This window comes from Arthrobacter sp. ISL-48 (assembly GCF_018613805.1).
Taxonomy (GTDB): domain Bacteria; phylum Actinomycetota; class Actinomycetes; order Actinomycetales; family Micrococcaceae; genus Arthrobacter.
Map to the genome: position 1 here is coordinate 330,092 of NZ_JAGGPL010000001.1, position 22,130 is coordinate 352,221.

The following is a 22,130-nucleotide window of genomic DNA, read 5'->3' on the forward strand; positions in this document are numbered from 1 at the left end:
GGGAACGCGTGAGCTTTTCGGTAGGCTGGCTCTTGTGACTTTTCCAGTAATCGGTGTGGTTGGCGGCGGCCAGCTCGCGCGCATGATGGCCCCCGCCGCCACCGCCCTTGGCTTTGAACTCCGCGTCCTGGCTGAAGCAGAGGATGTTTCAGCCGTTTCGGCCGTTTCCACCTCTCCAGTAGGCGACTACAAGGATCTCAATACCCTGCTTGAGTTCGCCGAGGGCCTGGACGTGATGACCTTCGATCACGAACACGTGCCCACCGGCCACCTCCGCGCTCTTCAGGAAGCAGGGGTGAACGTCCAGCCCGGACCGGATGCCCTGGTCAACGCCCAGGACAAGCTGGTGATGCGCGCCGCCGTCGACAGGCTGGAACTTCCCAACCCGGTTTGGGCTTCAGTTGCCGATGTGGAAGCCCTCATCAGCTTTGGCGACGAGACCGGCTGGCCCGTCGTCCTGAAGATGCCCCGCGGCGGCTATGACGGCAAGGGCGTCCGGATCGTCGGATCCGCGCAGGATGCCGCCGCCAGTGCAGAATGGTTTGAGGCCATGAGCCCTTTGCTTGCGGAGGCCAAGGTTGAGTTCAGCCGGGAGCTGTCAGCGTTGGTGGCTCGAACGCCCGACGGTGAAGCCCGCGCCTGGCCTGTCGCGCACACCATCCAGGTTGACGGAGTGTGCGATGAAGTGATCGCACCTGCCTTGGATATCCCCGTGGAAGTGGCCGCGGCCGCTGAGGAAGCGGCACTACGAATCGCCAATGAACTCGGCGTCACCGGAGTCATGGCCGTGGAACTTTTCGAAACTCCAGGAAAAGGTGCCGGATTCCTCATCAACGAACTCGCGATGCGCCCGCACAACACGGGCCACTGGACGCAGGACGGCTCGGTGACAAGCCAGTTCGAGCAGCACCTCCGGGCCGTCCTCAACCTCCCCCTGGGTGCCACGGATATCCTCGGCCCGGTTGTGGTGATGAAGAACTTCCTGGGCGGGGATAACCAGGACCTGTTTTCGGCCTATCCCGCCGCATTGGCCAGCGAACCGGCCGCCAAGGTGCACTGCTATGGCAAGTCCGTGCGCCCGGGCCGGAAGATCGGCCACGTCAACCTGGTGGGAACTTCAACAGCAGACGTCGACTCCCTGCGGGAACGCGCCACCCGGGTAGCGGGCATCATTCGGGACGGCCGGGTGCCGGCCGAAGAATCACCACGGATTTCAGAGGAGAACGCATGACCGCCGGACCCACCCCCGCCAGCAGTTCTCCCCCCAGCCCGATAGTGGGACTGGTCATGGGCTCCGATTCAGACTGGCCTGTGATGGAAGCGGCCGCAGAAGCGCTGGCCGAATTCGGGATTCCTTTCGAAGCCGACGTGGTTTCGGCGCACCGGATGCCCACCGAGATGATCCGTTATGGCCAGACGGCGCACCAACGTGGCCTGCGGGTCATCATCGCCGGAGCCGGGGGTGCTGCCCACCTGCCCGGCATGCTCGCCAGCGTCACCCCGCTGCCTGTCATCGGCGTCCCCGTCCCCTTGAAGACCCTGGACGGCATGGATTCGCTCCTGTCCATTGTCCAGATGCCTGCCGGGGTTCCTGTCGCCACCGTTTCAATCGCCGGCGCACGCAACGCCGGTCTCCTCGCGGTGCGCATGCTCGCTTCAGGGACTGACGAGCTGGCGGCCTCCCTTCGCGCGGACCTCCTCGAGTTCGCCCAGGACCTCAACGACGTCGCAACGCGCAAGGGCGCCAGCCTACGGCAGAAGGTCAGTGAAGTCTTCGCGGACGGCAACGGCGTCTTCCGGGGCAGCCGCTAAGGCCCGCGACATGTCCAGAAGCGAACTGCAGAAGGCCAGCCCCGTCAATGCCATGACCGACCCCGTCAGGTATCCTGCGGGCGCCTCCTTCCCTGTCAGGACGAAGCGCGCCTTCGTCCTGCTGCTCATGACCCTCGTGGTTCCGGGCAGTGCACAGATTGTCGCCGGCGACCGCAAGCTGGGACGAATTGCACTGCGGGTCACCCTGTGCGCCTGGGCGCTGCTGCTGCTGGCCCTGCTGCTGCTGGTGGTTAACCGGCCGCTGCTCATCAACATCGTTACCAATCCCTTCGCCTCGCTGCTGATTGTCCTCCTGCTGACCGCCCTGGCCGTCGGCTGGGCAGTCCTGTTCATCAACACCCTGCGGCTCATCCGCCCGGTACTGCTGGCACCGCCGATGCGTCCCGCCGTCGGCATTGCACTAATCCTGGCGCTGGTACTGAGCAGCGGATCGCTGGGCTACGCTGCCTACCTGCTGAACGTGGGCCGGAACGCTATCGGCAGCATATTCAACGCAACCGGGCCCTCGATCGAGCCCGTTGACGGACGTTACAACTTCCTCATGATGGGCGGCGACGCCGGCGCAGACCGCACCGGCCGGCGGCCGGACAGCCTCTCGGTGCTCAGCGTGGATGCCAAGAGCGGGCAGACCGCGATCATCGCCGTCCCCCGGAATCTCCAGAACGCCCAGTTCAGCGAAAACTCCCCCATGCGCAAGATTTATCCCGATGGCTACAACTGCGGCGACGACTGCCTCATCAATGCCATCAACACAGAGGTCACGAACGAACACTCTGACCTGTACCCGGGTGTTGCGGACCCGGGGGCGCAGGCCACGCTTGAAGCGGTGTCCGGAACCCTGGGCATCACGGTGCAGGCCTACGTCCTGGTGGACATGGACGGTTTCGCCAAGCTCATCGACGCCATGGGCGGCATCAGGATCAAGGCCGGTGGCTGGGTGCCCATCAGCGGACCCACGGTGGATGAGGCCAACGGTATCCACGGCATGCCTGAGGGTTGGATTCCCGCCGGCGAACAGAAGCTGGACGGCTTTCACGCCCTCTGGTATGGCCGGTCCCGGGAATTCGTTGACGACTATTCCCGCATCCAGCGCCAGCAATGCGTCCAGCAGGCCATGCTGAAGCAGCTCGATCCGGCCACGCTCCTGTCCAAGTTCGAGGACATCGCCAATGCCGGCACCAAGGTCGTGGAGTCGAATATCTCCGCCACCCAGCTGGGAAGTTTCGTGGACCTGGCCATCAAGGCTAAAGGCCAGGACATCAAGCGGCTCACGATTGGGCCGCCTGATTTCCCAGCCGCCTTCTCCACTGTCCCTGACTTTGACGTCATCCATGACCGGGTGGACCAACTGCTTGCCTCGGCATCGTCGGCCCAATCGGCGGGTGCCCCGGCAGATACTGTCGTGACGCCCTCTGTCTCCGCCGGCCACCTTCAGGCGTCAGGACCGCGGCAGCCTGCTTCCCTTTCGGCAACCGTCGGAAGCCAGACGCCTGCTCCGCCGTCGTCGTCGGACTTCACCCCGGTGACCACCACGCCGGACGGCGAACCGATCACCGAGGCCATGCTGAACCAGCTCAAGAGCCAAGGCAACGAACAGGCGATCCGGGACCTCGTGGCCACCAATGGCCAGTGCGCTCCCCTCTAGGCCCTGAGAGCCCGCCCGTTGGACCAGTAACCTGCAGACCTGCAGACCTGCAGACCGAAGAAATGGACATGGCTGTGTACGAGATTGAGAACGTCCTCCGCGATTACGCCTGGGGTTCGACGACGGCGATCGCCGGGCTCCTTGGCCGGACGGAGTCTGGACGGCCGGAAGCCGAACTCTGGATCGGTGCCCACCCTGACTCCCCCTCCGTCGTCCGCCGGACTGACGGGTCCGAAATCCCGCTGCACGCCTTGATCGCCGAAGACCCGCAGCATTACCTGGGCGGAGCATCTGTTGCCGAATTTGGGCCCCGGCTCCCGTTCCTGGCCAAGATCCTGGCGGCAGCGCAGCCCCTGTCGCTGCAGGTTCATCCCAGCATCGGGCAGGCTAGGGCCGGCTTCGCACGGGAAAATGCTGACGGTCTCGCACCGGACGCCACCAACCGGAACTACCGGGACGATAACCACAAGCCGGAGATGATCTTCGCCCTGACACCGTTCGAGGCCCTGTGCGGGTTCCGTCCTCCGGCCGAGACCAGGGAGATCCTGCTGCACCTGGCCGCTTGTCTTGATCTGGTGGAATCAGAAGTCCCGCAACTCGTCAAAGACGTGCTCGAAGACCTCGCTGATGCCGACGAAAGTGCCGGGCTGCGGAAGGCCTTCGAACGGCTCATCGCCGGCGGCCAAGCCGTTTCCGAGGCCACCGCACTGGTAGCGGCCGCTCTGATCTCGGGTGCCCAGCTGGCCCCGTACCAGGCCGAGCTGTCCACCGTGGTCAGCCTCAACGAGAAATACCCGGGGGATCCGGGTGTCCTTATTTCGCTGCTGCTCAACAGGATTTCGTTGTCACCAGGCGAAGCGGTCTACCTGCCTGCGGGCAACGTGCACGCGTACCTGCATGGGCTGGGGGTGGAGGTCATGGCGTCGTCGGACAACGTCCTGCGCGGCGGGCTGACGCCGAAGTTCATCGACGTTCCGGAACTCCTGCGGACCATTGAGTTCGAGCCGGTCGGCGTGCCCATGGTGTCCCCGGAAGTTTCGGGCCTGGGCCAGGAGCTGTACAAGCCGCCCTTCCGTGAGTTCCAGTTGCAGCGGATTGAGCTGGTGCCTGGGGCGGCTCCGGTTCCGTTGGCGCAGTCAGGGGCCGCCGTCGTGATTGTGGTTCAAGGATCCGTGTACCTGGACTCACCCAAAGGCGACCTGCAGCTGTCCCGGGGCCGCAGCGCCTTCCTGCCCGCGTCCGAAGCACCAGTCAACGTCCATCCTGTCGCCGGTGCCCCGGATCCGGCCGTGGCTTTTGCCGTGACCACCTCCATGAAGGGCTGAGCGGTGGAATATTTCCTGCAGACGCAAGCGTGGGCGGACTTCCAGGCGTCGCTTGGCCGCAGGGTCCACCAGGAGTCGGGGCCCGGGTGGAGTTTCCTGGCTGTGGAGGAAAGGAACCCGGCCGGCAAGGTGCTCTACTCGCCCTACGGCCCGGTGGCCTCCTCCCCCGAAGCGTTCGACGCCGCCCTTGCCGCCCTTGCAGGAGTGGCACGGTCCTGCGGTGCGGTGTTTATTCGGATCGAACCGGCCTCCGCCGGTTTGTCGATGCCTGGTGTAACGGAGGAGCTCCGGCGCCGTGGCCTGCAGCCGGCACCCGTCAACCAGCAGCCCGAGCTCAGCTGGGTTGTTGACCTGGACGGGGATTTCAAGGACGTCCTGGCGGCTATGAAGCCGGTGAACCGGAACCTGTACCGGAACATCCACAAAAAGGGTGTCACCTTCCGCAAGTCGCAGGATCCCGATGACATCCGGATCCTGCTGAACTTCCTGCACATGACCGCCAGGCGCAACGGGTTCAAGCCCCAAAGCGACGAATACCTGACCAAGGTGGCCGCTTCGCTGATGCCTGCCGGCGCCGCCACGCTCTTTGTCGCCGAACTGCACGGCGGCCCCATCGCCGCCGCCCTGGCCTACGATTCAGCCGACACGCGCACCTACGCCCATGCAGCCATGGACGATTCCCACCGGAAGCTCAGTGCCGGGATCCCGCTCCTCGTTACCCTGATGGCCGACGCCAAAGACCGCGGCCTCAAGCATGTCGACCTCTGGGGTGTTGCGCCGGCGGACCAGCCGGACCACAAATGGGCAGGCTTCACCGCGTTCAAGAAGTCCTTCGGCGGCAGGGAGGTCTCTTATCCCGGGACGTGGGACCTGCCGGTCAAGAAGCTCCGGTATGGGGCGTACCAGCTCGCCCGCAAGCTGCGGACCAAGCTCCTTCCCCTCCGGTCGCGAACTGGCAGCTAATGCCCTCAAATTCGCTTCCTGGCGTCAATAGCTGCCAGTTCGCTGCGAATCTGTCAGCGCGGACACGCCGCTGACAAATGCCCTCACCTCGATATTCCGGGTAAGCAGCATCAGGCCACACCACCGGATGGCCGAGCCCGTTGCGTAAGGCACCGTTCAAGAGAGGCTCAGGAAGCCCAGCCTGCACCAGCGCCAGCCTCATCATCGTCTCTGGAGCCGAATCCTCCCCCACGCGGATCAGTTCCAAGGCCAGCCCGGCCTTTTTCACACCACGCATGCCCGGGTGCTGACCGACCATCCTCCGCAGATCGGCGATCGAAGCCAACTGTTGCCGTGGCGCCGGAAAATCATCCCCGTGTTCAACGACGATCGAATCACCGGCCGCAACGAGTTCTTCGAGGCTCAACATCGCGGCAAGGTCGAGCCAAGTGCGCGCAGGCGAAGTGATGCGAACGCCGTCACCTACCATGACCTCCCCACGCTTGAACGACAGTTGGTGACCCACCACGTTCCGGCGGCGCGGCTTAGAACTGTCGGCGGGGCGGGAAATATGAATGCGCCAGTCCTGATCCAGCCAGGAAGGCAGGCAGATGCGACATATTCTGGCGCTGGTAGAGTGCGTCAGAATGCAGCCTGGGTCCAGCTGGCTGTAGGCGCGAACGTTATCTGCCACGCTTCCCTTGCTGTTCAGCGGCAGCCTGATCCCGCGCGACGGCGTAAAGATCCCCTCACGGCTGAGCTGTTTTCGGGTCAGGCCCAGCACGTCTGCATCAGCAACGAGAAATGATCCATGCGGTATCTGGGGAGGCAATTGCGTCCGGGACATGGTTCATTCTGGACCGGGATCGTATGCTCTGGCGGGTTATCCACAGGACCGATTGCGGAGTAAACGCGAACTGGCAGCTAACGACGCCAAACCTGGGATTTGGGGTCATTAGCTGCCAGTTCGCGCCAAACTAGGGGACTAGTTCTTGCGGGCGTAGCCTTCCCACTTGCTGGCCTGGTGCTCGCCGTCCACAAAACGGATGGTGCCGGACTTGGACCGCATCACGATGGACTGGGTCAGGACCTTGTCCTTGGAGTACCGCACACCCTTGAGGAGGTCGCCGTCGGTGATGCCGGTGGCGGCGAAGTAGCAGTTGTCACTCGTGACGAGGTCGTTCGTGGAGAGCACACGCTCGAGGTCGTGGCCGGCGTCGATCGCCTTCTGCTTCTCGTCGTCGCTGGTGGGCCACAGACGGCCTTGGATCACGCCGCCGAGCGACTTGATGGCGCATGCCGCGACGATGCCTTCCGGGGTGCCGCCGATGCCCATCAGGGCGTCGACGCCGGTGCCGGAACGGGCAGCCGCGATGGCACCCGCGACATCGCCGTCCATGATGAACTTGGTGCGCGCACCGGCTTCGCGGATTTCCTCGACCAGGGGGCGGTGACGGTCGCGGTCAAGGATCATGACGTTGAGCTGGTTGACCTTGACACCCTTGGCCTTGGCAATGAGGTGCAGGTTCTGCTTTACGGGCAGGCGGAGGTCAACCATGTCGGCTGCCTCGGGGCCGGTGACCAGTTTCTCCATGTAGAACACTGCGGAGGGGTCGAACATGGAGCCGCGCTCGGCCACGGCCAGGACGGCAAGGGCGTTGTTGATGCCCAGGGCAGTCAGGCGGGTGCCGTCGATCGGGTCCACGGCGACGTCGCATTCGGGGCCCGTGCCGTCGCCGACGTGTTCGCCATTGAACAACATGGGGGCTTCGTCTTTTTCGCCTTCGCCGATGACCACAATGCCGTTGAAGTGGACCGTGTGAAGGAAGGAGCGCATAGCGTCAACGGCTGCACCGTCGGCCTTGTTCTTGTCGCCAAAGCCAACCCAGTGGCCGCCGGCAATGGCCGCGGCCTCGGTGACGCGGACGAGTTCGAGTGCAAGGTTGCGGTCCGGCTCGTCGAGGCCGACAGCCAGTGACGGGGAGAGTGTGGAGTACTTCTGGGTCATGGACGCTGGTGACACGTGAACCTCTTCTTTGAGTGGCGATCATTGAACCCGCTCCGCCGGATTCAGCAGGCGGGGTGATTCCTCTGCTACTGATCATAGTCGGGGTGCCGGCGTCCGGTGATGGGATGACGCGGCCGCGCAATCTGGCTGCCGGTCCCGTGGGCTGCCCCCGAATGTGAGTAGGAGCCCCGCATGGGCGACTATAGAGGGGTGAGTGATATGCAGGAAAAGAGCAGCCAGGGGCCTGAACCCTCTGATGGCGAACGACACGGCAGCCCCTCCGGGACCGGCGGCCAACCCCCCGTACGGCCTGTTATTGCGGCGGCGGCCGCGAAGCGTGCCAATGCCTCGGTGATCGGCATGATCATTGCGCTGGTGATCAGCATCGCTGCTTTTTTGCCCATCATCCTGATGAATCCCTCGCCCAAGAGCGACGGTTACAGGCCGAATATTGACGTCGCTGCCGTGGCCCGGAACGCCACCGATGTGGCAGGATTCACACCCGTAGCGCCGGACATGGGAAGCACGTTCACTTCCAACTACGCCCGTTGGGAGTCCGGGAGCGGGAGCGGCGTGCCCGCCTGGGAAGTCGGATACCTGACGCCCAAGGAGTCCTTCATCGGGCTGGTGCAGACGAGCCAGGCCAATCCCACCTGGCTGCTGCAGCAGACCAAAAGCGCCCCTGTCACGGGAACCCGCAGCGCCGGCGGCCGGGAATGGGAACTGCGCGATACAGGCAAAGGCGAGAAGAGCATGGTGCTCGCCTACCGGGGCACCACCGTTGTCCTGACTGGAACAGCTCAACTGGACGAGTTCTCCGTCCTGGCAGCCGCCGTCGTCAAGTCTCTTGACAGCAATCCGGCCGTAACGATTTCCCCCTCACCCAGCACCTCACCGTAAAGTAGCGGCGTGGCTACTTACCTGACTCCCGCCCTCGCCTGGCGTCGTATGCGCGACGGCAACGAACGCTTCGTTGCCGGAACATCCTCGCACCCCAACCAGGACGCCTCCCGCAGGTCCTCGCTCGTGGAAAACCAGCACCCGTTTGCCGTGATCTTCGGCTGCTCGGATTCCCGGCTCGCTGCAGAGATCATCTTCGACCTTGGCCTTGGCGACGCCTTTGTGGTGCGCACCGCCGGCCAAGTCATCGACGACGCCGTGCTTGGCTCGCTGGAGTACAGCATCGGTGTGCTCGGAGTGCCGCTGATCGCCGTCCTGGGACATGACAGCTGCGGTGCTGTCAGTGCCGCCAAGGCCGCAGTGGACACCGGAGAGATGCCGAAGGGCTTTATCCGCGACCTGGTGGAGCGCATCACACCGTCCGTTCTGAGCTCCATGCGACAGGACAAGCACGAGGTCAACGACATGGTAGTGGAGCACGTCAAGCAAACTTCCCAGCGGCTCGTGGACAGCTCGCGTGTGATTTCCGACGCAATTGAGAGCGGACGCACCGCCGTTATCGGTCTCTCGTACAGCCTGGCCGAGGGCCGCGCCAACGTTGTTTCCGGGATCGGCGAGCTCTAGGTTCAGCCCCGAACACAGCCCGTAGCATGCGGTTCACGGTTTTCGATGGGGTGCCGAATCGCCCTAAGCTAGCCCCATGACTTCCACTGAAGAATTCCGCATTGAACACGACACGATGGGCGAAGTCCGCGTCCCCGTGAACGCACTGTACCGCGCGCAGACGCAGCGGGCAGTGGAAAACTTCCCCATCTCCGGTAAAACCCTGGAACGCGCGCACATTGAGGCGCTGGCCCGGGTCAAGAAGGCTGCCGCCCAGGCCAACGCAGAACTGGGTGTGCTCGACGGCGAGCTTGCCAAGGCAATTGCCGATGCTGCCGATGAGGTGGCTGCCGGCAAGTACGACGGCGATTTCCCCATCGACGTCTTCCAGACAGGTTCAGGCACGTCCTCGAACATGAACACCAACGAGGTGATCGCCGAACTGGCCTCGCGTGCCCTCAAGGCCGCCGGAAGCGACAAAGTTGTCCACCCGAACGACCACGTCAACGCCTCGCAGTCCTCCAACGACGTTTTCCCCACATCGGTCCACGTCGCCGCCACCTCCGCCCTGATCAACGACCTTATTCCCGCGCTGGGCTACCTTGCCGAGTCGCTGGAGCGCAAGGCCCTGGAGTTCAAGGACGTCGTCAAGTCCGGCCGGACCCACCTCATGGATGCCACCCCGGTAACCCTGGGCCAGGAGTTCGGTGGCTACGCGGCGCAGGTCCGTTACGGCATCGAGCGAATCAACGCCTCACTCCCCCGTGTGGCCGAGGTGCCGCTGGGCGGAACGGCCGTGGGAACTGGCATCAACACCCCGGCCGGGTTCCCTGAACGCGTCATCGAGCTGCTGGCCACCGACACCGGACTCCCCCTGACCGAGGCCCGCGACCACTTCGAGGCACAGGCCAACCGCGACGGCCTCATCGAGGCCTCCAGCCAGCTGCGCAACATCGCGATCTCCTTCATGAAGATCAACAACGACCTCCGCTGGATGGGCTCCGGTCCAAACACCGGCCTGGGCGAAATCGCCATCCCGGACCTGCAGCCGGGTTCCTCGATCATGCCAGGCAAGGTCAACCCCGTGATCTGCGAGGCGTCCATTATGGTGGCCGCCCAAGTCATTGGCAACGACACCGCCATCGCCTGGTCAGGCACCAACGGCGCCTTCGAACTGAACGTCGGCATCCCCGTCATGGCCGCGAACCTGCTCGAGTCAGTGCGCTTGCTGGCCAACACCAGCCGCGTGATGGCAGACAAGATGATCGACGGCATCACCGCCAATGTGGAGCGCGCCCGCTTCCTGGCCGAGGCTTCCCCGTCCATCGTGACGCCACTGAACAAGTACATCGGCTACGAAAACGCAGCCAAGATCGCCAAGAAGGCCGTGGCCGAGGGCCTGACCATCCGTGAGACCGTCGTCGCCATGGGCTTCCTGGAGCGCGGCGAAGTCACGGAGGAACAGCTGGACACCGCCCTGGACGTCATGTCCATGACCCGCCCCCCGCACAAGGCTTAGTTTTACTGAACGCACGACGGCGGCCGTCCACCTTCCCAGCGAAGGCGGGCGGCCGCCGTCGTGCTCGCGGAAGCGGAAACCAAAAGTTGCACTTTATGTAAGTAAGTGCAAAACTTTACTTTGTGACTCAGAGTGCAACTTCAGAAAGCGGACTTCGCGAGCGTAAGCGAGCCGCCACCCGCATGGCCATTACCGCCGCCGCGCGCACGCTTACGGCAGAGCGAGGACTGAACGGCTATACCGTTGAGGAAGTCTGCGAAGCCGCAGGGATCTCCCGCCGCACGTTCTTCAATTACTTCCCCGCCAAGGAGGACGCCATCATCGGCCACGTGGACGATGATGTTCCGGAAGACATCCTGGCCGAGTTCATCGCCGGCGGCGCTTCCTCACCAGCCGGGGAAATCTCCCCCACCCTGTTCCAGGACCTGATCCGGTTCTCCCTCCGGCTCTCGGAACAGATGGTCGCCTCCGAGGAAGAGACACGGCTGCTGATCCGCGTGATCCGCAAGGAACCGCAGCTGATCCTTCGCATCATCGGGGCCACGGAGCAGCGCGAAAAGCAGTTTGCCAAGGACCTGGCCCGCCGCGAGGGTGTGAAACCGGACCACCCCGTAGTGCAGATGGCAGTGGTACTGCTCACCAACATCGCCCGGAAAAGCAGCATGACCTACTTTTCGGACGGCAACACCCGCCCCTACAAGGACCTGCTGATGGAGAACATCTCCGCGGCCAGCCAGCTTTTCTCCCAGCCTTTTGAGTTTGAAAAACCCTTATCCAGAGAAGGAAGCCGATGAGCACCACTATCAGCCCCAAGGCAGCCGGCGGCCCGCTGCTGCTGACCCAGAAACGCATCTGGATCATTTTTTCGGCGCTCATTGCAGGAATGCTGCTCTCCAGCCTTGACCAGACCATTGTCTCCACGGCCATGCCCACCATCGTGGGCAAGCTTGGCGGGGTGGAAGACCAGGCGTGGATCACCACCGCCTACCTGCTGGCCACCACCATCGTGATGCCCATTTACGGCAAGTTCGGTGACATCCTGGGCCGCCGCAACCTTTTCCTGGTCGCCATTGCCCTGTTCACGCTCGCCTCCGTGGGCTGCGCGTTCGCCACCGATTTCTGGGGCTTTGTCATCTTCCGCGCCATCCAGGGCCTGGGCGGCGGCGGCCTGATGATCCTCTCGCAGGCCATCATCGCGGACATCGTGCCCGCGAAGGACCGCGGCAAGTACATGGGTCCACTCGGCGCTATCTTCGGCCTCTCGGCGGTGGCCGGGCCCCTGCTCGGTGGATTCTTCGTGGACCACCTGACGTGGGAATGGGCTTTCTACATCAACATCCCCATCGGCATCGCTGCGTTCGCCATCGCTTGGTTCACGCTGACGCTGCCGAACAAGAAGGCAGAGAAGCGGATCGACATCCTGGGCGTGCTGCTGCTGTCCGCCGCTACCACGTGCCTCATCTTCTTCACGGACTTCGGCGGGAAGAAGGATGAGGGTTGGGATTCACCGCTCACCTGGGCCTTCGGGGCCGGCCTTGTGGTCGCGGCGGCAGCATTTGTCATGGTGGAACGCCGCGCCGAGGACCCGATCATCCCGCTCAGCCTTTTCAGGAACCGGATCTTCGTCAACGCCACGGCCATCGGATTCACCCTGGGCCTGGGCATGTTCGCCGCCATCGCCTTTGTCCCCACCTTCCTCCAGATGTCCTCCGGGACATCCGCCGCCGTGTCCGGGCTTCTGATGCTGCCCATGATGGTTGGCCTGATGGGCACCTCCATCTACTCCGGCATCCGGATCTCCAAGACCGGCAAATACAAGATGTTCCCCATCCTGGGCGCCGCCCTGACCATCGCTGCCATGCTGTGGCTGACCACGCTGACTGCGGGCACGCCCATCTGGGTTATCTGCGTCCAGCTGTTCATCTTCGGCTCGGGGCTTGGCCTGATCATGCAGGTCATCGTCCTGGTGGTGCAGAACTCCGTCCCGCCGGAACAGATCGGGACGGCGACCAGCACGAACAACTACTTCCGCGAGGTGGGCGCCTCCCTGGGCGTCGCAGTCTTCGGCTCGATCTTCACCAGCCGCCTGGCAGAGTCCCTAACGAGCGCCTTCACGGGTGCCGGGGCCTCTGCCGAGCAGGCGTCACAGTCAACCAGCACGCTGGACCCGCAGGCCCTGGGCCAACTGCCGGAGCAGCTGCGGGACGCAATCGTGAATGCCTATGCTGAGTCCCTGGCTCCCGTCTTCTGGTATCTGGTCCCGTTCATCGCGGCGGCCCTGATCCTCGCCATTACCCTCAAGCAGATCCCGCTCTCGGACACGGCCGGAATGGTGGCCCGCGGAGAAGCCGTGGGAGGCGAAGAGGCCGAGCGTCTTGAAGCCAAGCTGCAGGCCGGAACGGCGGAACAGAATGCGGAGGCAAATGTGGACGGCAGCATCAAGAACGACGACGGCGAACTGGTCTCCCAGCGCGGCTGACCGCCGCCGCGACCACGGCAGAACCTGTCTGCTCGCCGACATAAGTCGGCAGGGGTGCCGCAACCTTGGGGGTTGCGGCACCCCTGTTGCGTCCGGGTCAGGGCTCGAAGTGCGCGGCCGCCTCGGGTGCCAGGGCACGTCGGATGGCGGTGAGGTGGCCCGGCATGAGTACCGGCAGCTCGTCCGGGCCAAACCATCCCACGGCGAGGGATTCGTCGTCGTTGACCCTTGCTGAACCGGACACGTAGCGGCAGCGGAAGACGACGTCCAGGAATTCGCAGACGTCCCCGTTCGGGTAAGTGAACGGTCCGACCGCACCTACCGACACCACGCGCTCCGGCTCCGCGACGACGGCTGTTTCCTCAAAAATCTCACGTACGAGTCCCCGCGCCGGGTGTTCACCGGGCTCCAGCATGCCCGAGATGAGGGCCCATTGGCCGTTGTCAACACGCCGGGCCAGCAGTACGCGGCCCTTGCCATCCACGACCACCCCGCGGACGCCAGGGACCCACAACGGGTCGTTACCGATTTTTTCGCGGAGTCGAAGGATGTAGTCAGGAGCCGGCATGCTGCCAGCCTATCCGAGGTTCTCCGGCGGGTAAGGTCTACAACGCCCCGGACGTGTGGCGCTTCCTGGATCTCACGCGGGCAGCAGCATGGCGGCGGCAGCGCCTGCGAGCATGAACGGGCCGAAGGGGATGGAGGACTTCAGGGTGCCGCGGCGGGACGCCAGGAGAGCCAGGGACCACAGTCCGCCCAGCAGGAAGGCCGCGAATGTCCCGGCAAACACGTGAGCCCAGCCCAGGTAGCCAAGGTACATGCCCAGGACCCCGGCCAGCTTCACGTCGCCGAAGCCCATCCCCGGCGGATAAACCAGCCGGAGGACGAAGTAGAACGCCCAGAGGACGGCACCTCCCGCGAGGATACGAAGGGCAGGAACGCCCAGGAATTCGGCGGCACCCTCCGGCATGGCCCGCAATGCTCCTGGCCCCGCGACACCGTGTACGATGACCGCCGCGAGCAACAGGACTCCCGCCACTGCATAGGAGGGGAAAACGATCCGATTGGGCAGCAGATGGTGGCGCACGTCGATAACAGCGAGACGCACCGCCATGACGGCAAAGTAGGCACATGCTGCCAGCACCAGCCAAAAAGCCAGCGGCGTGGCGCCCCAGAGTTCATCCAGTCGTCGGATCACACCTCGGATGCTACTGGATTTCGCGTCGGCGCCGCAGGGCCCACGCGTAAACTGTGGATATGGCGACATGGGACACCAGGCACAGGCCGGATCCGGACAGCAGTGCCGGCTCCCCGGAGCTAACCACCGTGTTCCGGAACCTTTGCAGATCCTCCCCGTGGAAATGGCAGTCCCTGCGGTTCGAATACTGGGATGAACCATTCGCGGAAGCCCCCGATCCCGCAGCGCCGCTGGTCCGGGCCTGGCTGCGGCGTCCGGGGGCACTACGACTGGAGACCGCGGAGGGACTTGTCCTCCACAGCACCACGGGGATCAATGACTCCAAGGACGGGTTCTACGTCAGTGCCACCCGGAAGTCATGGCTGCTCCCGCCGCATTTGGTGGCGCCCGTCTACGACGGCGGCCTGGTCAGGCGCCGTCCCGAGGCCGCCTATGGGGAGCCGGGCTTCGGCAACGGCCGTTTTTCCGCCGCCCTCGACCCCGTGGAACTTGCGGGGAACGCCCCTGTCCCGCTTGAGTTCCCTGGCAGCAATGCCGTGGAGCTCGACGGCGTGCGCCGCGTTGACCACGACGGCCGGCCGGCGCTTGAGGCAGTTGTCATCCCTACGGCTGCCTACCAGCCCGCAGACTCCGGCGCGCCGCTGTGTTTACCGGGCAGCAGCCGTGTGCGGATAGACCTTGGAACCGGGGTCTGCGTGTCCAGCCAGTCCCTTGAGCCGCCCACGCAGGACCACGGGCACTGGCTGAGGATCATTGCAGTGGATGAGTACATGCTGGATGACCTCTTCCTGGCGGAATCCATGAACCTCACTGACGTCCGCCGGCACATCAGCTGGGACATCCCCGCCTGATCCGGAGTTGTGACGGAGTCTGAGGCGGGGGGCAAGCCCCGAGCTCGGCTAGGCTTCCCTGATGACCGAACTGACTTCCATCTGGCCCCTCTTCGACCTCACCCTGACCACGCCACGGCTGGTCCTCCGGCCCCTCGCCGACGAGGACTTCCCTGCGGCCGTGGAGGCGGCCAAGAGCGGAATCCATGATCCTGGGAAAAGTCCGTTCAGCACACCCTGGGCAGAGGCGCCGTCGGATGAGCTCGCGCCGAACATGGCCCGTTGGTACTGGCGCTGCCGGGCCGAGTGCACCCCGGAGTCCTGGATGCTGCTCCTGGGTATCTGGCATGAGGGCGAATTCATCGGCTGCCAGGACATCGGCGCCAAGGGCTTTGCGACGCTGAAAACAGTCTCCACCGGCTCCTGGCTTAAGCAGTCCGTGCACGGCCAGGGACTCGGCAAGGAGATGCGCGCCGCCGTCGCGCTTTATGCTTTCGACTGGCTCAACGCGGAGGTTGCCGAATCAGAAGCAGCGGTCTGGAACGCGGCCTCCCTGGGCGTTTCCCGTTCGCTGGGGTACGAGCTCAACGGCGTCACCCGTACGGCATGGGGCAAGAAAGTCGAGGACGTGCAAAAGGTCCGCCTCACCCCAGAAACCTTCAAGCGTCCGGACTGGACCCTAAAGGTAGAAGGCCACGAAGCAGCAGCGAAGTTCCTGGGCGTCGAGAGCTGAGTGCAGTGGCTGGGCTCGTGCCCGGGTCAGCCTTCCGGCAGCGTGCGTAAAAGCGAGGAGCGAGCTAGCACGCAGAGGAAGGGTGACCCGGGCGCCGCTGCTCCTAGATCTCCGCCCCTTCGAGCAGCTCCGTCACCAGGGCGGCGATGGGCGAACGCTCCGAGCGGGTCAGGGTGATGTGGCCGAAGAGCGGGTGTCCTTTCAGGGTTTCGACGACTGCGGCGACGCCGTCGTGCCGTCCGACGCGCAGGTTGTCACGCTGGGCGACGTCGTGGGTAAGGATGATCTTGGAGTTCTGGCCAATGCGGCTCATCACGGTGAGGAGCACGTTCTTCTCCAGTGATTGTGCTTCGTCGACGATCACGAACGCGTCGTGCAGGGAGCGTCCGCGGATGTGGGTCAGCGGCATAACTTCCAGCATGCCGCGGTCCATGACCTCCTCCACGACTTCCTGGCTGACCAGCGCGCCCAGGGTGTCGAACACGGCCTGCGCCCAAGGGTTCATTTTTTCGGCTTCGGAGCCGGGCAGGTAGCCGAGTTCCTGGCCGCCAACGGCGTAGAGGGGACGGAACACGATCACCTTCCGGTGTTCCCGGCGCTCCAGGACAGCTTCGAGTCCGGCACACAGTGCCAGAGCGGACTTGCCCGTCCCGGCCCGGCCGCCAATGGACACGATTCCGACCGCGGGATCCATCAGCATGTCGATGGCCAGCCGCTGCTCGGCGGAGCGCCCATGCAGTCCGAAGACGTCGCGGTCGCCCTTGACGAGCCGGACCTGCTTGTCCGCTCCCACGCGGCCGAGGGCTGATCCCCTGTTGGAGAGGAGCACCAGGCCGGTGTTCACGGGCAACTCCGCGGCCGCCGGGATGAACACGGGCTCGTGGCCGTACAGCGTGGAGATCTCCTCCTCTGTTGCCTCCACCTCCGCCACCCCAGTCCAGCCCGAGTCCTTCACAAGCTCGTTGCGGTACTCATCGGCCGTGAGCCCCATGGCTGAGGCCTTTACGCGCATCGGCAGGTCCTTGGAGACAACCGTGACGTTGCGTCCTTCGTTCGCGAGGTTCTTGGCCACTGCCAGGATCCTGCTGTCGTTGTCGCCGCTCCGGAATCCCAACGGAAGCACCTCCGCGGAAATGTGGTTCATCTCCACGAGGAGCATGCCGCCGTCGTCGCCGATGGGGATGGGGCGGTCCAGGCCTCCATGTTTGACGCGGAGGTCATCGAGGAGCCGGAGTGCCTTGCGCGCAAAGTAGCCCAGTTCGGGGTCGTGACGTTTCGCCTCCAGCTCGCTGATGACCACGATCGGAACAATGACGTCGTGCTCAGCAAAGCGCAGGAGCGCCCGCGGGTCCGAGAGCAAGACTGAGGTGTCAATCACGAAGCTGTGAATGGTGGCTTCCCTTCCGGAGACAGCAAAACCGGCCGCAGCTTGTTCATCTGCCGGACCGGTCTTTGAGGTGGCTCGCGTGGCGCGAGAGGTAGCTTTCTGTCCCTCGTCGTAAACGACCTCGGGCAGTTGTTCAGAAATAGCCACATCGACTCCAGCCCCGGGCGCACCCGGAATTGTTATTGGTGAGGCGGCTCGGCCCGAAGGCCGGACTCGGCCTCCCATACAACCGGCGCGAAAATTCGCTCCATGTACTGGCCTCCCCGATCAGCCGGCGGTTTGCCTGCTGATAAATACAACGTAAATCCACGGCCGGTAATTTCCAATTCCCTCACCCGGCGATTCCTGTTGCGGCGTTGTGAATTTGGTGTGAACGTACCCTGAAAAAGGTGGGTTCAGGCGCCGAAGCGCCGCTGCCTGCCGGCGTAGTCGCGCAGGGCGCGGAGGAAATCCACTTTGCGGAAGGCAGGCCACAGTGCTTCGCAGAAGTAGAACTCGCTGTACGCGCTCTGCCACATGAGGAAGCCGGAGAGCCGCTGCTCCCCCGAGGTCCTGATCACCAGATCCGGATCCGGCTGGCCCCTGGTGTACAGAAAGCGCGAAATGTCATCCACCGACAGAGTGTCCGCCAGCTCGCCGATGTCCGAGCCTTTGGCGACAGCGTCATGGAGCAGCTCCCTCACTGCATCCACGATCTCGCGCCGTCCGCCGTAGCCGACGGCCACGTTCACATGGATTTTCTCGCGCACCGGGGTGCGGGCGGTGAGCTTGTTGAGCCGCTCAGCCAGGTAGTCCGGCAGCAGCTCAGGGGCGCCCATGGCATGGACGGAGATGTTCGCGTCATCGTCCAGCCGGTCCAGGGTGTTTGCGATGATCCCCATCAGCAGGTCGAGTTCCTCGCTGGACCGGTTCATATTGTCCGTGGACAGCATGTACAGCGTGACCACCTTGACGCCCAGTTCCTGGCACCAACCGAGGAACTCGTGGATCTTGTCGGCGCCGGCCTGGTGGCCCTGGCTGGTGGGCGCGTTGAACTGCTTGGCCCAGCGGCGGTTGCCATCCACCATCACACCGATATGTCTGGGGATGCGGTCTCCGGCCAGGCCCCTGAGCAGCCGGCGCTCATAGAAGCCGTAGAGGAACCCGGGCAATTCCACGCGGAGACTCACCTGACTTCCTTGCTGTACGACGGCATTGCACATCCTAGGCTACCGTCCGCAGTCGGCGGGAGCGCGCCAGCGGAATCAGCGAGAGGTGGCAAGGGACATTACCAGCAAGTAACTTAGTTGGACGTAGGTTATTCTGGGTCCATGACCGGCGAGACTCCCAAAGGCCCCAAAACCGGAGCGGAGCCCGGGCGCGGCGCAGTCGAGGATGCGGCGGTACGCCTGGCCGAACTCCTGATGATCAAACCCAAATGGCGGGGATGGATCCATACTGTCACGGCGCCGCTGGCACTTATTGCGGGCATCGTCCTGGTTGTCATCGCGCCGTCAACGGACCGTAAGATCACTTCCGCCATTTATGCTGCCACCGGCATCCTGCTCTTCGGTATTAGCGCCATCTACCACCGTGGCAACTGGTCCCCGGGCGTGAAGATTGTCCTGAAGCGCCTGGACCATACCAACATCATGCTGGTCATCGCGGGCAGCTACACACCCCTTGCCTGGTCGCTGCTGGACCGGCCCAAAGCCGTCCTGCTGCTCTGGATCATCTGGTCCGGAGCAATTCTGGGAGTCCTGTTCCGACTTCTGTGGACAGACGCCCCGCGCTGGCTTTACGTGCCCATCTACATAGCCCTTGGCTGCGGCGCCCTGTTCTACCTCCCGGATTTCTTTGCGGCCAGCGTTCCTGCGGCCATCCTGATCTGCGTGGGCGGCGCCCTTTACATCGCCGGCGCCGTTTTCTACGCCCTCAAGAAGCCCAACTTCAGCTACGAACACTTCGGCTTCCATGAGCTGTTCCACGCCCTCACCGTCCTGGCCTTCGGCGCGCATTTCACGGCGATCTCCATCGCCGTCCTCAGCTGACAGCTCCTTCCCCCTGGTAGCCGACAGCGGTTAGCTAGTCATGGCTTCCAGCCGCTCCCGGAGCTTTTCCGGCGTGCTGACAGGAAGGTCGCACACCATGTTCCGGCACAGATACACCAGCGGGTCACCACCACGTCCCGGCGGCCTCTCCCTCAGCAGGGGAACGCGTGTATCCCCGAAAGGCGCGGCCGACGGCGGTACCGACGAAACGCCGTCGTCCTCCACCGCTATCACCAGCCCGGGGCTGGGCGAGTTGAGCAGTTCGCGGTGCAGCGCAGTCCTTTCAGGACTGTCAGGCCCGACGACGGCGGCCTCCACGGGTCCCGCCAGGGCAGCCTGCGCGGTGGCCAGCAGCCAGCCGGCCACGCGGGGCGCCCGGCTGGCGACAGGAGGCAGCAGAGCCAGGATATGGGCGGCCAACGCGCGGTGTTCTGCCGATCCCGAGAGGGCTGCGTAGCTGAGGAGAACGCCCGCGAACGCCGCGGCACCGCTCGGGGTGGCATTGTCAAAGGGGTCCAGGCCGGGCTCCCCGCCCTGCGCGGAGCGGACCTGACCGGAACTGTCGGAAGTGTCCGCCAGCCTGCCCGCCAGGACGAACCGGCGGCATGCCGCCTGAACCAATTGTTCGGCGAACTCATACCAGTGGGTCCTGCCGGTGACGGCATAGAGGGCGAACAACCCTTCGGCACAGAACGCGTAGTCTTCCAGGAGGCCGCCGATCCCCCGTGCCGTCCCGGCGTGTGATACACGGACCAGCACCGGCGAACCGTCGTCCGCCGCTCCCGGGCCTGTGGTGCCGGCGGGTTGCCAATGGACCCGCTCCAGGTAGGCAGCGATGGACCCGGCTGCGGCGACAAAGTCTTCGCGGCCCAGCACAGCGCCGGCTTCGGCAAGCGCCGCGACAGCCAGCCCGTTCCAGCCGGCCACGATCTTCTCATCCCTGGCCGGCTGCGGGCGCTCCCGCCGCGCCGCCAGCAACACGGGACGGGCGTGGGCCCACAACTCAGCTTCGGCGCTGTCCAGGGCCCTGGCAGGGTGCAGCGGCGAGCCGTAGTCAGACACGGTTCCTTGCACGCCCACGTTCATCATGCGGGCAACCGCAGCCCCGGCGTCAGCACCCAGCACCTCCTGGAGCCCCGGAATGGTCCACAGATAGGCGGCACCCTCATGGTGTTCGCCGTCCACCACCGAATCCGCATCCAGTGAGGACGCCAGCGCGCAGGATCTTTCGGGCGTGGCCGGTTGGCCGGCCTGGTCCGAACATGCCAGGCCCAACGACCCCATCATCCACTCCGCGGTGAGGGCGGCCACCTCCGCCGCCTCGGCCGCCGAGAAGATGCCGTTCCCGCCGAGCCGTACCCAGTGAACGTAGACGCGCAGCAACTGGGCGTTATCATACAGCATCTTCTCGAAGTGCGGAACAGACCAGTCGCCGGTGACGGAGTACCTGGCAAAACCGCCATCCAGCTGATCGAACAATGCGGACCGCGCCATGGCGGCCAACGTCCTCCCGGCCATGTCCCCGGCCACGCCTGCAGTGCCTGAATCGTTGCCGGCATCTCCGGCGGCAGCATGCCGGATCAGGAATTCCAGCACCGCCGACGGCGGGAATTTGGGGGCGGCCCCAAACCCGCCGTCGGCCTGGTCTTCTGAACGCGCCAGGGACTGCACAGCCAGCGGCAGGAGGTCCTGATCACCGAGTGGAGCGGGACCGTCCACCGTGACGGCCGCAGCCAGCTGGGCTTCGCCCATGCTTTGCGCCAGCGCATGGGCGTTCTGCTCGACGGCACCCCGACGCTCCTGCCACGCTTCCGTCACCGCCTCAAGGACCTGGCGGAAGGAAGGCCTGCCGGGCATCGGGCGCGGCGGGAAGTACGTACCCGCATGGAAGGCCCTGCCGTCGGGAGTCAGGAACACGGACATCGGCCAGCCACCCTCGCCACTGATGGCCTGGGTGGCCGCCATGTAGACAGCATCGACGTCCGGACGCTCTTCCCTGTCCACCTTGACAGCCACGAACTGGGCATTCAGGTAGTCCGCAGTGTCCGGGTCCTCAAAGGATTCGTGTGCCATGACGTGGCACCAATGACAGGCCGCATAGCCGATGGACAGGAACACGGGCACGTCACGGGCGGCAGCGGCAGCGAAAGCCGGGTCGCCGAACGGCTGCCAGTGAACGGGATTACCGGCGTGCTGGCGAAGGTACGCCGACGGCTCCCGCCCCAGCAGGTTCTGCGCCCCCAGGTCCGGCCGCTCGGATCCGTTTTCGGCTGAGGCGTCCCCGGCAGCTTCTTCAGCCCTGGGTGCGTCCTGCATCGCCGTTCGATTCGCTGTGGGATGGCTCAGCATTTCCGGAGGTTCGGCCGTAGCCCTGACCTGGGCCGCCGTCCTCTGCCTCGACGTCGGCCGCTGCGGCCGCTGCCATCCGTTCCTCCTCCACCTGGGCCCGGTAGCGGACACGCCGGATTCGCCGCACCATATCAACGATCAGCAACGTGGTGGCCAGAACAAAGAAGGCGGTCATGATGAACCCCCACAACCCCGGCGTGATCTGGTCCTCGGACATACCGTCACGCAGTGCGGGCGTGGGCAGGGGCGACGGCGTGGTGGCCAGTGACAGGAGCAAGTGGTGCACAGTTCAAACCTTCTGTGGAAAATGATGGCAGCCGGCCGTTGATTCCGGGCACGGGCCACGGAC

General features: G+C 64.6%; 21 protein-coding genes. 13 read left to right on the forward strand and 8 right to left on the reverse strand.

The genetic code is table 11. The annotated features are described in order from the left end of the window. Window positions 1-34 precede the first annotated feature (34 nt). The 5 genes from J7E83_RS01440 (at window position 35) to J7E83_RS01460 (ending at window position 5,766) form a co-directional block, all read left to right on the forward strand. Window positions 35-1,231, forward strand: a complete 1,197-nt coding sequence (locus J7E83_RS01440; protein ID WP_214958634.1) for a 5-(carboxyamino)imidazole ribonucleotide synthase — start codon at window positions 35-37, stop codon at window positions 1,229-1,231. Continuing rightward, window positions 1,228-1,812 (forward strand): 5-(carboxyamino)imidazole ribonucleotide mutase, encoded by a 585-nt coding sequence (gene purE, locus J7E83_RS01445; RefSeq protein ID WP_214958635.1) that lies wholly within the window; start codon window positions 1,228-1,230, stop codon window positions 1,810-1,812. Before J7E83_RS01440 ends, purE begins: the two co-directional genes overlap by 4 nt. Window positions 1,813-1,822: 10 nt before the next feature. Then, window positions 1,823-3,478 carry an LCP family protein gene (locus J7E83_RS01450; protein ID WP_214958636.1) on the forward strand — a complete coding sequence of 552 codons (1,656 nt, stop codon included), beginning with the start codon at window positions 1,823-1,825 and terminating at the stop codon, window positions 3,476-3,478. Window positions 3,479-3,552: 74 nt separating this feature from the next. After that, window positions 3,553-4,803: a mannose-6-phosphate isomerase, class I gene (gene manA / locus J7E83_RS01455; RefSeq protein ID WP_214958804.1), complete on the forward strand. Its 1,251-nt coding sequence runs from the start codon at window positions 3,553-3,555 to the stop codon at window positions 4,801-4,803. 3 nt (window positions 4,804-4,806) lie between these two features. Further along, window positions 4,807-5,766 (forward strand): lipid II:glycine glycyltransferase FemX, encoded by a 960-nt coding sequence (locus tag J7E83_RS01460; protein ID WP_214958637.1) that lies wholly within the window; start codon window positions 4,807-4,809, stop codon window positions 5,764-5,766. Here J7E83_RS01460 and J7E83_RS01465 read toward each other — a convergent pair. Together J7E83_RS01465 and glpX are read right to left on the reverse strand one after the other, a co-directional pair. After that, a complete protein-coding gene (locus tag J7E83_RS01465) occupies window positions 5,681-6,592 on the reverse strand; it encodes a hypothetical protein (protein WP_214958638.1) in 912 nt (303 codons plus the stop codon). The two genes, J7E83_RS01460 and J7E83_RS01465, sit on opposite strands and share 86 nt — an antisense overlap. Window positions 6,593-6,730: 138 nt before the next feature. Further along, window positions 6,731-7,753, reverse strand: coding sequence for a class II fructose-bisphosphatase (gene glpX, locus J7E83_RS01470; protein WP_214958805.1), 1,023 nt, complete (start codon window positions 7,751-7,753; stop codon window positions 6,731-6,733). Window positions 7,754-7,972: 219 nt separating this feature from the next. Here glpX and J7E83_RS01475 point away from each other — a divergent pair, with 219 nt between their 5' ends. From J7E83_RS01475 to J7E83_RS01495, 5 genes are all read left to right on the forward strand, one after another. Continuing rightward, window positions 7,973-8,653, forward strand: a complete 681-nt coding sequence (locus tag J7E83_RS01475) for a DUF4245 domain-containing protein (protein ID WP_251043354.1) — start codon at window positions 7,973-7,975, stop codon at window positions 8,651-8,653. 9 nt (window positions 8,654-8,662) lie between these two features. Beyond that, entirely contained in the window at window positions 8,663-9,277 is a 615-nt protein-coding gene (locus J7E83_RS01480) for a carbonic anhydrase (protein ID WP_311379560.1), read from the forward strand. A gap of 76 nt (window positions 9,278-9,353) precedes the next feature. Beyond that, entirely contained in the window at window positions 9,354-10,775 is a 1,422-nt protein-coding gene (locus J7E83_RS01485; protein WP_214958640.1) for a class II fumarate hydratase, read from the forward strand. 122 nt (window positions 10,776-10,897) lie between these two features. Further along, complete coding sequence (locus tag J7E83_RS01490; protein WP_214958641.1) at window positions 10,898-11,569, forward strand: TetR/AcrR family transcriptional regulator; 672 nt, start codon at window positions 10,898-10,900, stop codon at window positions 11,567-11,569. Continuing rightward, window positions 11,566-13,254 (forward strand): MDR family MFS transporter, encoded by a 1,689-nt coding sequence (locus J7E83_RS01495; protein ID WP_214958642.1) that lies wholly within the window; start codon window positions 11,566-11,568, stop codon window positions 13,252-13,254. Before J7E83_RS01490 ends, J7E83_RS01495 begins: the two co-directional genes overlap by 4 nt. Before the next feature lie 97 nt (window positions 13,255-13,351). On the opposite strand, the gene J7E83_RS01500 is transcribed toward J7E83_RS01495, so the two are convergent. Both J7E83_RS01500 and J7E83_RS01505 read right to left on the reverse strand, forming a co-directional pair. Further along, window positions 13,352-13,822, reverse strand: a complete 471-nt coding sequence (locus tag J7E83_RS01500; protein WP_214958643.1) for an NUDIX domain-containing protein — start codon at window positions 13,820-13,822, stop codon at window positions 13,352-13,354. A 72-nt stretch (window positions 13,823-13,894) separates the two neighbouring features. Further along, window positions 13,895-14,452: an A24 family peptidase gene (locus tag J7E83_RS01505; RefSeq protein WP_214958644.1), complete on the reverse strand. Its 558-nt coding sequence runs from the start codon at window positions 14,450-14,452 to the stop codon at window positions 13,895-13,897. A 59-nt stretch (window positions 14,453-14,511) separates the two neighbouring features. Here J7E83_RS01505 and J7E83_RS01510 point away from each other — a divergent pair, with 59 nt between their 5' ends. Beyond that, window positions 14,512-15,303, forward strand: a complete 792-nt coding sequence (locus J7E83_RS01510; protein ID WP_214958645.1) for a hypothetical protein — start codon at window positions 14,512-14,514, stop codon at window positions 15,301-15,303. A gap of 61 nt (window positions 15,304-15,364) precedes the next feature. Then, window positions 15,365-16,015 (forward strand): GNAT family N-acetyltransferase, encoded by a 651-nt coding sequence (locus J7E83_RS01515; RefSeq protein WP_214958646.1) that lies wholly within the window; start codon window positions 15,365-15,367, stop codon window positions 16,013-16,015. 103 nt (window positions 16,016-16,118) lie between these two features. On the opposite strand, the gene J7E83_RS01520 is transcribed toward J7E83_RS01515, so the two are convergent. Together J7E83_RS01520 and J7E83_RS01525 are read right to left on the reverse strand one after the other, a co-directional pair. Next, the gene (locus J7E83_RS01520) at window positions 16,119-17,549 is read right to left on the reverse strand and encodes a PhoH family protein (RefSeq protein ID WP_214958647.1); all 1,431 of its coding nucleotides are present in this window, start codon (window positions 17,547-17,549) and stop codon (window positions 16,119-16,121) included. A gap of 248 nt (window positions 17,550-17,797) precedes the next feature. After that, window positions 17,798-18,559, reverse strand: a complete 762-nt coding sequence (locus J7E83_RS01525) for an isoprenyl transferase (RefSeq protein ID WP_311379564.1) — start codon at window positions 18,557-18,559, stop codon at window positions 17,798-17,800. Between the two features lie 231 nt (window positions 18,560-18,790). Between J7E83_RS01525 and J7E83_RS01530 the strand changes: the two genes are divergently transcribed. Beyond that, on the forward strand, window positions 18,791-19,432 hold the full coding sequence (locus tag J7E83_RS01530; protein ID WP_251043359.1) for a hemolysin III family protein: 642 nt from the start codon (window positions 18,791-18,793) through the stop codon (window positions 19,430-19,432). Between the two features lie 30 nt (window positions 19,433-19,462). Here the strand turns inward: J7E83_RS01530 and J7E83_RS01535 are convergent, their stop codons facing one another. Further along, window positions 19,463-21,748, reverse strand: a complete 2,286-nt coding sequence (locus J7E83_RS01535) for a thioredoxin domain-containing protein (protein ID WP_214958650.1) — start codon at window positions 21,746-21,748, stop codon at window positions 19,463-19,465. After that, window positions 21,726-22,067: a hypothetical protein gene (locus tag J7E83_RS01540; RefSeq protein ID WP_214958651.1), complete on the reverse strand. Its 342-nt coding sequence runs from the start codon at window positions 22,065-22,067 to the stop codon at window positions 21,726-21,728. The genes J7E83_RS01535 and J7E83_RS01540 overlap by 23 nt, the downstream gene beginning before the upstream one ends. Window positions 22,068-22,130 lie beyond the last annotated feature (63 nt).

Excerpts from the sequence above, each read along its gene's own strand:
- J7E83_RS01450 (WP_214958636.1), top strand. The coding sequence starts at position 1,823 with ATGTCCAGAAGCGAACTGCAGAAGGCCAGCCCCGTCAATGCCATGACC.
- J7E83_RS01475 (WP_251043354.1), top strand. The coding sequence starts at position 7,973 with ATGCAGGAAAAGAGCAGCCAGGGGCCTGAACCCTCTGATGGCGAACGA.
- J7E83_RS01500 (WP_214958643.1), bottom strand. The coding sequence starts at position 13,822 with ATGCCGGCTCCTGACTACATCCTTCGACTCCGCGAAAAAATCGGTAAC.
- J7E83_RS01510 (WP_214958645.1), top strand. The coding sequence starts at position 14,512 with ATGGCGACATGGGACACCAGGCACAGGCCGGATCCGGACAGCAGTGCC.
- purE (WP_214958635.1), top strand. The coding sequence starts at position 1,228 with ATGACCGCCGGACCCACCCCCGCCAGCAGTTCTCCCCCCAGCCCGATA.
- J7E83_RS01515 (WP_214958646.1), top strand. The coding sequence starts at position 15,365 with ATGACCGAACTGACTTCCATCTGGCCCCTCTTCGACCTCACCCTGACC.
- J7E83_RS01495 (WP_214958642.1), top strand. The coding sequence starts at position 11,566 with ATGAGCACCACTATCAGCCCCAAGGCAGCCGGCGGCCCGCTGCTGCTG.
- J7E83_RS01485 (WP_214958640.1), top strand. The coding sequence starts at position 9,354 with ATGACTTCCACTGAAGAATTCCGCATTGAACACGACACGATGGGCGAA.
- J7E83_RS01465 (WP_214958638.1), bottom strand. The coding sequence starts at position 6,592 with ATGTCCCGGACGCAATTGCCTCCCCAGATACCGCATGGATCATTTCTC.
- J7E83_RS01535 (WP_214958650.1), bottom strand. The coding sequence starts at position 21,748 with ATGCAGGACGCACCCAGGGCTGAAGAAGCTGCCGGGGACGCCTCAGCC.
- glpX (WP_214958805.1), bottom strand. The coding sequence starts at position 7,753 with ATGACCCAGAAGTACTCCACACTCTCCCCGTCACTGGCTGTCGGCCTC.